Genomic DNA, 13,070 nt, shown 5'->3' with positions numbered 1-13,070 from the left:
TATGATTGATATTAAGAATATTACGAAGAGTTTCGGAGCGTTGCAAGTGCTGAAAGGCATCGACCTCCATATCGATAAGGGCGAAGTGGTGAGCATCGTAGGTCCTTCCGGTGCTGGTAAAACCACCCTTCTGCAGATTATCGGTACCCTCGATCGCCCTGACACTGGATCCATTCTCATCGACAACATCGATATAACCAACCTCTCGCAAAAAAAGCTGGCCGACTTCCGTAACCAGCACTTGGGGTTCGTGTTCCAGTTCCATCAGCTTCTCCCTGAGTTCTCTGCCATTGAAAACATCATGATTCCAGCTTATATCGCTGGGCTATCTCAGAAACAGGCACGTCAGCGTGCCAAGGACCTGTTGGCTTTTATGGGACTCAGCGACCGTGCGTCACATAAACCCAACGAGCTCTCTGGTGGTGAGAAACAGCGTGTGGCAGTGGCTCGTGCCCTGGTGAACAATCCTGCAGTGATTCTGGCCGATGAACCTTCTGGTTCACTCGACACCAAGAATAAAGAGGAACTCCATCAACTCTTCTTCGATTTGCGTAACCAGTTTGGCCAGACCTTCGTCATCGTCACCCACGACGAGGGGCTCGCCTCCATCACAGACCGTACTATCCATCTGCGCGATGGTCTAATAGAAACTCCTATAATACCCCAAGAAACATGCTTAAACTCGGAGATTACAACACCCTCAGAATAGTAAAGGCCGTTGATTTCGGTCTTTATCTAGACGGTGGTGAAGAAGGTGAGATACTTCTTCCCCAGCGTTACGTGACTAAGGACATGCACATCGGCGATGAGATTGAAGTATTCATCTACCTCGATCAGGAAGAGCGTCCTGTGGCTACCACCGAGCACCCCTACGCCAAAGTGGGCGAGTTTGCGAGTCTGGAGGTTGCATGGGTCAACCAGTTTGGCGCCTTTCTGAACTGGGGACTGATGAAGGATATCTTCTGTCCTTTCCGCGAACAGAAAAAGCGCATGGAACAAGGTCAGCGTCATATCGTATATATTAAGGTAGACGAGGACTCTTATCGCCTCATGGCTACGGCTAAGGTTGAGAAATACCTCACCACACCTATCATTACCGATCTGCCCTCACTGCAGCATGGTACCGAGGTGGATATCTTAGTGTGGCAGAAGACCGACCTGGGCTTCAAGGTCATCGTAAACAATAAGTTCCAGGGATTGATTTTCGATAACCAGATTTTCCAGCCACTGCATAGCGGCATGCGGCTCAAGGCCTACGTAGACCATGTGCGTCAGGATGGTAAGATCGACATTGTACTTCAGCAAAGCGGTCGTCAACAGACCCTCGACTTTGCCGAGGTGCTATTGCGCTATCTCTACGAGAACGATGGTTACTGTAACCTCGGCGACAAATCCCCCGCCGAACTCATTTACGACCGTTTCCAGGTATCGAAGAAAGCCTACAAGAAAGCCATCGGCGATCTCTATAAGCGACGCCTGATTACGATTGAAGAAGAAGGCATCCGTTTAGCGAAATAAATAAAAGCCCCGCCAATCGGCGGGGCTTTTATATTTAGAACTCTGCTGATTTCGGTGTTCTTGGGAATGGGATTACATCACGGATGTTCTGCATTCCTGTTACGAACAGTATCAGGCGTTCGAAGCCCAGACCGAAGCCTGCGTGGGGGCAAGTACCCCAGCGACGTGTATCCAGATACCACCACAGATGGGTTGTATCCATCTTGCGGCGTTCTACCTCGCCCATCAGCTTGTCATAGCTCTCTTCACGCACTGAGCCACCGATAATCTCACCAATCTGTGGGAACAACACGTCAGTACCCTGCATGGTAGGACCAGGAGCCACAGCACCCTTATAACCTACAGAGCCGCCATCGGCAGTATCCTGATTCTGCTTCATGTAGAACGATTTGAACTCACGTGGGTAGTCGGTCATGATGACTGGCTTCTTGAAGTGCTCCTCTACGAGGTAGCGCTCGTGTTCAGAAGCAAGATCGTCGCCCCAGTTGCATGGGAACTCGAACTTCTTACCATTCTTAATAGCCTCCTGCAGAATGTTGATACCCTCGGTGTAAGGCAGACGGATGAAGGTCTCCTTCAGCACACCCTCCAGACGCTCAATCAGGGTCTTGTCAATCATCTTATTGAGGAACTCGAGATCGTCCTTACAGTTGTCAAGTGCCCAACGGACACAATACTTGATGAAATCCTCTTCAAGGTCCATCAACTCTTCCTGATCCAGGAAAGCAACCTCAGGCTCAACCATCCAGAATTCAGCCAGGTGGCGAGGTGTGTTACTGTTCTCTGCACGGAAGGTAGGACCGAAGGTGTAGATTGAGCCAAGTGCGGTGGCACCCAACTCACCCTCCAGTTGTCCGCTCACGGTCAGCGAAGTCTGCTCGCCGAAGAAATCGTCATCGTAGATAATCTTGCCGTTTTCGTCCTTCTTCAGGTCGTACAGGTTCTTGGTTGTAACCTGGAACATGTTACCTGCTCCCTCACAGTCTGATGCAGTGATCAGAGGGGTGTGGAAGTAGAAGAAACCATGCTCGTGGAAGTAGGTGTGGATAGCCATCGCCATGTTGTGGCGAATGCGCATCACAGCTCCGAATGTATTGGTACGCAAACGCATGTGAGCGTTCTTACGCATCACCTCGAAACTCTGGCCCTTCTTCTGCATAGGATAGTCGTTACCGCACAGACCATAAACCTCCAGCTTGGTAGCCTGGATTTCGCTGCTCTGACCGGCACCCTGACTCTCAACCAATGTACCCTCGGCGCTAATGCAGGCACCAGTGGTGATATCCTTCAATACCTGCTCGTCGAACTTAGTGGGATCAACAACAATCTGCACATTCTTGATGGTAGAACCGTCGTTGAGGGCAATGAAGTCAACTGCTTTAGAGCTGCGGTGCGTGCGCACCCAACCCTTTACGCAAACTTCCTTGCCATATTCTGTGCTTTTCAGCACATCAATAATCTTTGTACGTTTCATATAATCTATTTTTACTCGTAAGCGCCCATGCGCAGACGATCAACCTCTTCCTCTGTCAGATAACGCCAGTCACCGCGCTTCAGGTTCTTCTTTGTCAGACCAGCAAACTGCACACGGTCGAGCTTCTGTACACGATAGCCCAGACTCTCGAAGATACGACGCACAATACGATTCTTACCGCTGTGGATCTCAATACCTACCTGTTTCTTATCTGTAGGATGAGCATACTGTACATCGTCGGCCTTGATCTCGCCGTCCTCCAGCTGTACACCCTCTGCAATCTGCTGCAAATCGTGGGCTGTAGCGTTCTTATCAAGATATACGTGGTAGATCTTCTTTTTAAGATACTTCGGATGAGTAAGCTTAGAAGCCAGATCACCATCGTTGGTCAGCAGGAGCACACCTGTAGTGTTGCGGTCCAGACGACCTACAGGATAAATACGCTCAGGACAAGCATTCTTCACGAGATCCATCACAGTCTTGCGCTGCTGAGGATCATCGCTGGTAGTCACATAGTCCTTGGGTTTGTTCAGCAACACGTAAACCTTCTTCTCAATGTTTACAGGCTGATCGTGGAACTTCACCTCATCAGTACGAAGAATCTTTGTACCCAGTTCAGTAACCACCTGACCATTAACGGTAACTACACCTGCCTGGATGAACTCATCGGCCTCGCGACGACTGCAGATACCTGCATTAGCAAGGAATTTGTTCAAGCGCAGGGGCTCGTTGGGATCATAGTTAATCTCCTTATACTCGATACGTTTCTTCATTGAGTACTTTGCATTGGGATCGTAGTCGGCTGTACGCTGACGGGGACCCTTCTTGTATGGAGCACCATAGGGCTTTCCATATCCACCCTGCTGAGGACGACCGTAACCACCCTGAGGACGCTGACCGTAACCGCCCTGAGGACGCTGACCATAACCCCCCTGAGGACGCTGACCATAACCACCCTGAGGACGCTGACCATAGCCACCCTGAGGACGCTGACCATAGCCGCCCTGAGGACGCTGACCATAACCACCCTGAGGACGCTGACCATAGCCACCCTGAGGACGCTGACCATAGCCACCCTGAGGACGCTGACCATAACCACCCTGAGGACGCTGACCATAGCCACCCTGAGGACGCTGACCATAGCCACCCTGAGGACGCTGACCATACTCACCCTGAGGACGATAGCTACGCTGAGGCGCGTTGCTCTGAAGACCTGCGCCAAAACCTTCTGGGCGGAAACCGCCTTCATCGTGGCTAGGACGATAGCTTGAGCGCTGTTGATCATATGCAGGGCGCTGTGCTGTATGAATACGTGGACGTGGTGAACGTCCCGGACGATACTCTTTCTGGAAACCTTCGTTCTGTGTTTCTTCCTGTTTCTTCTCGTTGTTCTCGAAATCCATTGTCTTGTTCTTTTTAAATGAAATACTAAAAATAATTGTTTATGGCTTTTTTTAGATACCAGTATAGGTGCTCGGCGTGATGGCTCTGAGCTCCTGCTTCACCTCTTCGCTCACCTCGAGCGTCTCAATGAAGTTCTGTATCTTTTCACCGGTTAGTTTCTCGTTAGTTCTTGTGAGGGCCTTCAATGTCTCATAAGGATTGGGGTAAGCCTCACGACGCAGAATGGTCTGGATAGCCTCGGCTACTACAGCCCATGTATTGTCAAGATCCTCCTGCAGTTTCTCTTCATTGAGGATAAGTTTACGCAGGCCCTTAAGAGTACTCTGGAATGCAATCAGAGCGTGTCCCATAGGTACGCCGACATTGCGCAATACGGTTGAGTCAGTCAAGTCGCGCTGCAATCGGCTTACTGGCAACTTAGCTGCCAAGAACTGCAGGATTGCGTTAGCAATGCCCAAGTTGCCTTCAGAATTCTCATAGTCAATGGGGTTCACCTTGTGAGGCATCGCACTTGAGCCTACTTCGCCGGCCTTAATCTTCTGCTTGAAGTAGTCCATCGAGATATACATCCAGAAGTCGCGGTCCAAATCGATGACGATAGTGTTAATACGGCGCATAGCATCAAAGATGGCACCCATCCAGTCGTAATTTGAAATCTGAGTGGTATACTGCTCACGCTCCAATCCCAGTTTCTCACTTACGAAGCTGTTGCCGAACTCGCGCCAGTCATACTGGGGATAGGCCACATGATGAGCGTTGTAGTTACCCGTAGCACCACCGAACTTTGCGGTGATAGGTGTCTCTTTCAAACCGCGCAACTGCTCCTCCAGACGATACACGTAGACCATCACCTCCTTACCCAAACGGGTAGGTGATGCAGGCTGTCCGTGAGTCTTAGCCAGCATAGGAATATTCTTCCACTGCTCAGCATAATCGTGCAGCTGCTCTATCAGTTCCTCCACCAGAGGATAGTATACCTGCTCCAGCGCCTCCTTAATCGAGAGGGGCACACTGGTATTGTTGATATCCTGCGAAGTCAATCCGAAATGAATAAATTCCTTGAATTGTTCAAAGCCGCCCATAGCGTCAAGCTTCTCCTTGATAAAATACTCAACGGCTTTCACGTCGTGGTTGGTTACCTTCTCAATATCCTTCACCCGCTGGGCATCAGCAGGTGTAAACTTACGGTAGATGTCACGAAGCTGATCGAATAATGAGTGGTTGATTCCCTGAAGTTGAGGTAATGGCAGTTCACACAAGGCAATAAAATACTCTATCTCAACGCGTACCCTGTAACGTATCAAGGCATACTCTGAAAAGTATTCTGCCAATGGCTCGGTCTTACTTCTGTAACGGCCATCAATAGGCGAGATGGCTGTCAATAAACTTAAATCCATGTTAAAAACTAAATCCTGTAAATTATCGATAATTTCTATTCTTTTCTATCCTTTCTTAACCCAAAACCGCAACCTCTACGGCTGCGGAAAGGAGTTCTTTTGTGTCGTGGGCGTTGACGGATTCGAACCGCCGACCCTCTGCTTGTAAGGCAGATGCTCTAAACCAGCTGAGCTAAACGCCCGAATGTCTCAATTGCGGGTGCAAAATTACAAAGAAAAAATGAATCTGCAAAATTTCCGAGGGGAAATTTTGCAGATTCCACTCATTTTATAACTGATAGAGGTCGTTAGCAGCCATCAGCTCCACTTTCTTCTCTGCCAGAATCTTCTCGCAGGCATCAAGATCCGTAGGACGGATTACCACCGTAGCCACATCACCATTGGCAAACGAGTACATATATTCTATGAATACGCCGTTATCAGAAAGATGCTTCAGCACCACAGCCAGCGAGCCATGCACATTCGGACATACGAAACCTATCACATCGGTAATCTTGACGGCGAAGTGCTGCTCTTTCAGCACCTTATAGGCCTTGTCAGGGTCCGATACGATACAACGCAGAATACCGAAGTCGCTATTGTCTGCGATACTCATAGCGGAAAGGTTAATACCAGCAGCCCCCAGGGCCTCAGTCACCTCGGTCAGTCGCCCGGACTTGTTCTCGAGGAAAATGGATAATTGCTTAGTCTTCATAAATTATAGTTTATCTCTAAATACTTTTGGTTGCCAATCAGTCGTTCGACAAGTTACGCTTGTCAATCACTCTCTTTGCCTTACCTTCTGAGCGTTCAATACCCTTTGGTTCTACGAGCTTCACCTTAAAGCCCAGACCAATCACACTACGCAACTCTGCCTCCAGCTTTTTCTGCAGTCCGACCATCGTAGCCATATCGTCGGTAAAGTACTCCTCCTTCACCTCGACCTTCAGTTCTGAGGTATCCGTGTTATTCACACGATCCACAGTCAACAGGAAGTGCGGTTCATATTCAGGCAGTTTCAGTATCACATCCTCTATCTGTGACGGGAACACATTCACGCCACGGATTATCAGCATATCGTCGCAACGTCCCAAGATGCGGTCCATTCTTACTAAGGTACGTCCGCACGCGCACTTATCATAGTGCAGGGCAGTCAGGTCGTGAGTACGATAGCGAAGCAAAGGCATGCCCTCCTTCGTCAGATGAGTGAAGGTCAGTTCTCCAAACGAACCCTCAGGCAAAGGCTCCCCTGTCTTCGGATCCAGAATCTCCGGATAGAAATAGTCCTCGTTCAGATGTGTTCCACACTGGTGCTCACACTCATAGCCCACACCGGGACCAGCCACCTCTGAGAGGCCGTAGATATCATAAGCCTTAATGCCAAGGCTCTGCTCCAGCTTAACACGCATCTTCTCCGTCCACGGCTCAGCACCAAACACACCGATCTTCAGTTTAAACTCATCCCTTGGCCACTCACATTCCTGCATAGCCTCACCCAGAAACATGGCATACGAGGGGGTACAACACAGAATCGTAGTACCGAAGTCGTGCATCAGCGTCATCTGCTTCTGAGTGTTACCTGAAGAGATTGGTATCACGCTGGCACCGATGTTCGTAGCGCCATCGTGAGCACCCAGGCCTCCAGTAAACAGTCCATAGCCGTATGCCACCTGGAAGATATCATCCTTTTCTGCACCATAAGCAGTAAAAGCACGACTGATCGCCTCGGCCCACATTGCCAGGTCTTTTCTTGTATAAAGCACCACTACAGGCTTACCCGTCGTACCACTCGAAGCATGAATTCTCACAATCTGACTCATGGGCACAGCAGCCAGTCCGAAGGGATAGTTGTCTCTCAAGTCGAGCTTATTGGTAAACGGCAGCTTCACAATGTCGTCGATACTCTTAATATCACCAGGCTCCAGTCCCATCTCCTGGAACTTCTTACGGTAGAACGGCGTGTTGTGATACACGTACTCTGCCATTTTCACCAGCCTGCGGCTCTGTATCTCGCGAAGCTGCTCGCGATCCATACACTCAATCGTTTGATTCCAAATCATTGTCTTTTATTTAGTATTATCGTTGATATTCTCGTATCGTCTTCACTCCTTTCAAGGCGCAAAGGTAATGCAAATCGGGCAGAATACAAAATAAAAGCCCATTTATTTTTATCGTTCCATATTATTACATTTTTTATGCAGCAGAAGAAGAGCTCTCCTGCATGTCGTAGGGACGTCATCGAACACAAAATCTTTTTCCATATTTCATAGTCTTTGGTTTATCAAAAAAGCGCTTCACCTTTTTAAGTGAAGCGCTTCGTTTTAGTGGGCGTTGACGGATTCGAACCGCCGACCCTCTGCTTGTAAGGCAGATGCTCTAAACCAGCTGAGCTAAACGCCCTTGCTTTGTAAGCGGGTGCAAAGGTAGGGAGTTTTTTTGAGAACAAAGAAGGAATAGGAAAGAAAATACACTCCTATAACATTCTTTAACCTTTTCAACCCAAAAGCTGCTCTATTTCCATTTGAGGAAGAATGCAAAGGATGGCTTTTCCTTCAGGGGTATAGTTGACATTCGAACATGAGAAAAGCTCGTTAATCAGGCTTTCCATCTCTTCATTGCCAAGAATCTGACCATAAGGAATAGCGGCATTCTTTGCCAGTGTCAGAGCCACATTCGAAGTCTGCGGTAGAACAGAAGCGTTCAAAGAAGTATCGGCGTCTGCCACCATCTGCTGTAGGAGCGTTACAGGGTTCAATCCTTCAGTGCCGGCAGGAACGCCATTCACGGCAAAGGTATTACCACCGAGATCGCTAAGGTCGAAACCGATATCAGTCAGTTCGGGTAGCAACTGCTGCATCGTGACGGCCTCAGCCGGAGAGAACTGAACAGTCTCAGGGAACAGAAGTTTCTGTGTGCTGGCCGTATGGCTGCTCAACTGATTGACATAGCGCTCATACAGAATACGGATATCGGCCCTATACTGATCGATAATCATCAGTCCTGACTTCACAGCGGTCATAATATACTTACCTTTATACTGATAGTGGGCAGGAGAACGGTCAGAGAAGGCCGACGACTGCACTATATCGTTAGACACCTTAGAGGGGGGAGTAGACTCGGGAAGCATATCCATAGACTGAGAGCCGAAGAGGTCGGAGGATTCCTGCCTGGGCTCAGCAATGCCCTCATAGAGCGACTGCCAGTCGCGCGGCGGACGGGGCGTCGACGATGAAGAAGCTCCAGATGTAAAGGGGTTGTAGTTGGGATTGTACGTAACCTTAGGAGCAACAATAGAGTCATTGACGGGGTCGAACACGGGAATCTCAGGACTCCCCTGGGTATCGAAGTCGATAGAAGGAATCTCACAGAACTTGCCAATGGCATCGCGTACCGAGGCAGAGAGTATCTGCCAGATGGCCTGCTCATTTTCGAACTTAATCTCTGTCTTCGTGGGATGGATATTCACGTCGATCTCTGAAGGTTCTACCTCGAAATAGAGGAAATAAGGAATCTGCATGCCCTCTGGAATCATACGGTCGTAGGCTGTGATAACGGCCTTATGGAAATAGGCATGTTTCATATAACGGCCATTAACGAAGAAGTAGTCGAACCCACCCTTCTTACGGGCGGCCTCTGGTTTACCCACAAAACCCTTGACCGTGGCCATAGCTGTGTGAACCTCCACAGGCAACAGGTCTTGGTTGTATTGTTTGCCAAAGACATCGGCAATACGCTGGCGCAGACTGGCTGCACGCAGGTTGAGCATCTCTACCCCATTGTGATGAAGGGTGAAATGGATACCGGGATATACGAGCACGATGCGCTCGAAAGCCGTCATGATATTAGCAAGTTCCGTAGCATTTGTCTTCAGGAACTTGCGACGGGCAGGCACGTTAAAGAACAGGTTCTCGACTTTGAAATTACTGCCCACAGGACAAGAGACTGGTTCCTGAGCCGTAACCTTAGACCCGGCAATAAGCAAACGGGTACCAATCTCATCGTCAGCGCGACGTGTCTGGAGCTCAACTTGTGCCACGGCGGCAATAGAAGCCAGAGCCTCACCACGGAAGCCCATCGTATGAAGGGCAAAAAGATCAGAAGCGTTCTGAATCTTCGAGGTGGCATGGCGCTCGAAAGAAAGTCGGGCGTCGGTCTCAGACATACCCTTGCCGTCGTCGATAACCTGAATAGAGGTTCTACCCGCATCAACCACAATGACGTTGATAGTCTTAGCACCAGCATCGACAGCATTCTCAACCAGCTCCTTAATAACAGAAGCAGGACGCTGGATCACTTCACCAGCGGCAATCTGGTTAGCAACGCTATCTGGCAAAAGATGTATGACGTCTTTCATTTCTTGGGTCTCCAATTAAAGATATCGTCACGACTGACAGGACGCACAGCGTCATACCAGGCAAAGCCCTGAAGGCGCTTACGCTCTGCAGGAATCTGATTCAGAGGATACATGGTACCAGAAGTCTTCGGTGTCCATACACGCTGGAGTTTACGCTCCTTGAGGAACATGCGAAGTTCGGATGTCTCCTGATAATTATATATAAGGGGAATACTGTCACCCTCTTCAAAGTAATAGCCAATGAGCACATTACCCACAGCACGGGTCTCATGGATCTGGCCATCGGTGAAGAAAGCAAACATCTCCTTCGACGACACCTGATTATAACAGGTAGTATCACTACGCAACTGTTGGATAGAGAAGCAGTTGCCAGTCACATGGGCCCGGTCGATGACAGAATCTTTGAGGTAGACATCAATCCGGTCGCCCACCAGTTGCTGATTGATATTCCACACAATAGGATCGTGATACATCGTCATACATGAATCCAAGGAGTTATAAACCAGCGAGTCGCAGATGGCCTGCACATCGGTACGGTACGCCCGCACCTTATTATATGCATGGATTTTACGATAAACGGAATCAGTCTCGATATTAAACGTCACCACCTTGAAGGTGTCGGCATGCATGAAGAGCGAGTCGCCCTGAGAGTAGTCGATGGCAACAGCACTATCGGTACACATGGCATAGCCGGTGTGCTCATAGTACTCACCATAATTACCCGTTAGCTTATTGCGATTCACGGAGTCGACATAAACCACATTACGGAAAGCCTGACTTACTCCCTGCTGACTATCATACCACACGCTGTCGCCCACCATCATCTTACCCTGATTTGACAGCACAGAGCGGTTCATGAGGCGAGCTTGCTCTTTCTTCGTATCGTAGTAGCCCTGCTCTGAATAGATATGGCTATCACCAGAATAGATATCAGATGGGCCCACGATATGAGCCATTGACGTACGGGTGTCGTAATACAGAGTATCGGTAGTGAGATAGAACTTCGGCGACTTCATCTTTACATCGTAGTTGAAGACCGACATCTTACTTTTGGTATTATACTCACCCCAGTCGGAAGTCAGCGTGGTCTGGCCGTCAATCATCTTACCACCTTCGAAGAAGTAGGCATTATCATAGAGACGATCGAAATCAAGACTATCGGTATAAAGCGTAGTCTTACGATTCTTCAACACCACATTATAACGGGCTCTAGCCATCTGTTCGTTGCCGTCGTAATAGGCATAATCGCTCACCAGCGAGAGGGTATCACCCTGAAGCATCCTGACGTGACCGAAAGCTTCGAAAGAGTTGCTGGCCTCATAGAAGTAAGCACTATCGCAATAGAGGCGGGCCCCCTGATGGGTGAAATGAACCTTACCATTGAGAATCGTTGCGTCGGGGTTCTGCATCTGGTCGAAATGAAGCACGTCGGCATGAACCAGATACACACGGGTATCCTGTGCCTTAGCCTTTCGGGCCGGGCGCTTCTGCCTTTGCTTCTGGGCAAAACCTGAAGCAACGCCCATCAACAGCACTGCTGCCAGGAAATAGAGAAACCCTCGCTTATTCATTATTTTATATTACCCCAGCCTTCGTACTCGAAGTTACAGTCTTTATAATTATCGTTCAGACGGGTGTAGACGTTTTTGATCTTATCGACCACCCACTGGTGGATGCGCTCGTCACGACGTTTGTTGAGCACAACCTCTTTCAGGGTCTGGAAGTCTTCTGTCACTGTAGCCTTATGACCATCAATACGATTCTTCAGCTTAGCGATGACGCACACCGTCTTACCGCGCTGATTGATCATAGTAAAGGCCTGAGATATCTGACCCACCTGCATAGTATCAACAACCTTTGCAACCTCGGGAGGAAGGTCCTGCATCTTGAAACGAGAGGTGATATGACCCGTCTGCGGATCGTTGTTCGACATCTGACCTTTATTATTGCGGGTATCCTTATCGTCAGAGAGCATAGGAGCAGCATCCTCCAATGTAAACTTTCCGCTGCGGATATCAACAGCAATAGAGTCAAGACGACCCAGAGTCTTCGTAATCGCATCGTCAGAGACAACAGGCTTACGAAGGATATGGCGCACATTCACCTTATCACCGCGTTTCTCTATCAGCTGAATGATGTGATAGCCGAACTCAGACTCAACAATCTTCGATACCTTCTTGGGGTCGGTAAGGTTGAAAGCCACAGCGGCAAAAGCAGGGTCAAGAGTGCCTCGGCCTACCAGGCCAAGCTCACCGCCACGACGTGCCGTACCAGGGTCCTCGGAATAGAGTCGTGCCAATGTCTGGAACGTGGCCTCACCCTTATTAATTCGGTCGGTATATTCGCGAAGCTCTTCTTTCACACGGTTCAGCTCCTCTGCCTCAACACGTGGAGTTTGCTGGATAATCTGCACCTCTACCTCTGTAGGTACGTAAGGAATACTGTCGGCGGGCATGTCCTTGAAATAACGACGTACCTCTGCAGGGGTTACAGCTATATCTTCGACGAGTTTCTGCTTCATCAGCTGCACCATCTTACGGTCTTTCATCTCATCGCGCAGTTCGTTACGAATCTGAGAAAGAGGCTGATGCTTATACTCCTCCAGGCGCTCACGGGAGCCATCGACCATCTCAAGCCAATAGCTGATCTGCTGTTCTACCTCCTGAGCCACATCAGCATCAGTCACCTCGATACTGTCAATCTCGGCCTGATGCTTGAACAGTTTCTGCACCGCTATCTGCTCAGGAATCTTACAGTAAGGATCACCATCCCACTTGACACCTTCCATTGCAGCCTGCATACGCATGGTCTCAATATCAGACTTGAGGATAGCATCATCGCCCACGATCCACACCACCTCGTCGATAACGGAACCCACCTTTACGGAGTCATTCTCTTCAGCGCCAGCTGCCAGCGGGAGCATAAACAGCAGAGCACCTAATAA

At 49.2% G+C, this 13,070-nt stretch carries 10 protein-coding genes and 2 tRNA genes; 2 read left to right on the top strand and 10 right to left on the bottom strand.

Going from position 1 to position 13,070, the window contains the following annotated elements:
- Position 1: 1 nt before the first annotated feature.
- A complete protein-coding gene (locus BMX82_RS07205; protein WP_036910185.1) occupies positions 2-709 on the top strand; it encodes an ABC transporter ATP-binding protein in 708 nt (235 codons plus the stop codon).
- The gene (locus tag BMX82_RS07200) at positions 673-1,518 is read left to right on the top strand and encodes a CvfB family protein (RefSeq protein ID WP_091767415.1); all 846 of its coding nucleotides are present in this window, start codon (positions 673-675) and stop codon (positions 1,516-1,518) included. Before BMX82_RS07205 ends, BMX82_RS07200 begins: the two co-directional genes overlap by 37 nt.
- A 34-nt stretch (positions 1,519-1,552) precedes the next feature.
- On the opposite strand, the gene asnS is transcribed toward BMX82_RS07200, so the two are convergent.
- The 10 genes from asnS to BMX82_RS07150 all read right to left on the bottom strand — a co-directional run bounded on the left by asnS (position 1,553) and on the right by BMX82_RS07150 (position 13,049).
- The gene (asnS, locus tag BMX82_RS07195; protein ID WP_036910183.1) at positions 1,553-2,992 is read right to left on the bottom strand and encodes an asparagine--tRNA ligase; all 1,440 of its coding nucleotides are present in this window, start codon (positions 2,990-2,992) and stop codon (positions 1,553-1,555) included.
- A gap of 11 nt (positions 2,993-3,003) precedes the next feature.
- On the bottom strand, positions 3,004-4,395 hold the full coding sequence (locus tag BMX82_RS07190; protein ID WP_091767412.1) for a pseudouridine synthase: 1,392 nt from the start codon (positions 4,393-4,395) through the stop codon (positions 3,004-3,006).
- A gap of 51 nt (positions 4,396-4,446) precedes the next feature.
- Positions 4,447-5,793: an adenylosuccinate lyase gene (gene purB, locus BMX82_RS07185; RefSeq protein ID WP_036909450.1), complete on the bottom strand. Its 1,347-nt coding sequence runs from the start codon at positions 5,791-5,793 to the stop codon at positions 4,447-4,449.
- A gap of 107 nt (positions 5,794-5,900) precedes the next feature.
- Positions 5,901-5,975 (bottom strand) — tRNA-Val (locus BMX82_RS07180).
- 86 nt (positions 5,976-6,061) lie between these two features.
- On the bottom strand, positions 6,062-6,487 hold the full coding sequence (locus BMX82_RS07175) for an ACT domain-containing protein (protein WP_036909448.1): 426 nt from the start codon (positions 6,485-6,487) through the stop codon (positions 6,062-6,064).
- 37 nt (positions 6,488-6,524) lie between these two features.
- A complete protein-coding gene (locus BMX82_RS07170) occupies positions 6,525-7,832 on the bottom strand; it encodes a phenylacetate--CoA ligase family protein (protein WP_091767410.1) in 1,308 nt (435 codons plus the stop codon).
- Between the two features lie 265 nt (positions 7,833-8,097).
- Positions 8,098-8,172 (bottom strand) — tRNA-Val (locus tag BMX82_RS07165).
- Positions 8,173-8,266: 94 nt separating this feature from the next.
- Positions 8,267-10,126 (bottom strand): DNA mismatch repair endonuclease MutL, encoded by a 1,860-nt coding sequence (mutL, locus tag BMX82_RS07160; protein ID WP_091767407.1) that lies wholly within the window; start codon positions 10,124-10,126, stop codon positions 8,267-8,269.
- On the bottom strand, positions 10,123-11,697 hold the full coding sequence (locus tag BMX82_RS07155) for an OstA-like protein (protein WP_231622159.1): 1,575 nt from the start codon (positions 11,695-11,697) through the stop codon (positions 10,123-10,125). Before BMX82_RS07155 ends, mutL begins: the two co-directional genes overlap by 4 nt.
- Positions 11,697-13,049 (bottom strand): peptidylprolyl isomerase, encoded by a 1,353-nt coding sequence (locus BMX82_RS07150; RefSeq protein WP_255396591.1) that lies wholly within the window; start codon positions 13,047-13,049, stop codon positions 11,697-11,699. The genes BMX82_RS07155 and BMX82_RS07150 overlap by 1 nt, the downstream gene beginning before the upstream one ends.
- Between the last annotated feature and the right edge of the window lie 21 nt (positions 13,050-13,070).

It is taken from the genome of Prevotella sp. khp7, from assembly GCF_900109055.1.
Classification (GTDB): Bacteria; Bacteroidota; Bacteroidia; order Bacteroidales; family Bacteroidaceae; genus Prevotella.
The sequence above is the reverse complement of the archived record's forward strand: the minus strand, read 5'-3'. Positions and strand labels throughout refer to the sequence as shown.

Bases quoted from the DNA above. Each gene is read 5' to 3' on its own strand.
- BMX82_RS07175 (WP_036909448.1), bottom strand. From the start codon at position 6,487: ATGAAGACTAAGCAATTATCCATTTTCCTCGAGAACAAGTCCGGGCGA.
- BMX82_RS07205 (WP_036910185.1), top strand. From the start codon at position 2: ATGATTGATATTAAGAATATTACGAAGAGTTTCGGAGCGTTGCAAGTG.
- BMX82_RS07190 (WP_091767412.1), bottom strand. From the start codon at position 4,395: ATGGATTTCGAGAACAACGAGAAGAAACAGGAAGAAACACAGAACGAA.
- purB (WP_036909450.1), bottom strand. From the start codon at position 5,793: ATGGATTTAAGTTTATTGACAGCCATCTCGCCTATTGATGGCCGTTAC.
- BMX82_RS07170 (WP_091767410.1), bottom strand. From the start codon at position 7,832: ATGATTTGGAATCAAACGATTGAGTGTATGGATCGCGAGCAGCTTCGC.
- asnS (WP_036910183.1), bottom strand. From the start codon at position 2,992: ATGAAACGTACAAAGATTATTGATGTGCTGAAAAGCACAGAATATGGC.
- mutL (WP_091767407.1), bottom strand. From the start codon at position 10,126: ATGAAAGACGTCATACATCTTTTGCCAGATAGCGTTGCTAACCAGATT.
- BMX82_RS07155 (WP_231622159.1), bottom strand. From the start codon at position 11,697: ATGAATAAGCGAGGGTTTCTCTATTTCCTGGCAGCAGTGCTGTTGATG.
- BMX82_RS07150 (WP_255396591.1), bottom strand. From the start codon at position 13,049: ATGCTCCCGCTGGCAGCTGGCGCTGAAGAGAATGACTCCGTAAAGGTG.
- BMX82_RS07200 (WP_091767415.1), top strand. From the start codon at position 673: ATGCTTAAACTCGGAGATTACAACACCCTCAGAATAGTAAAGGCCGTT.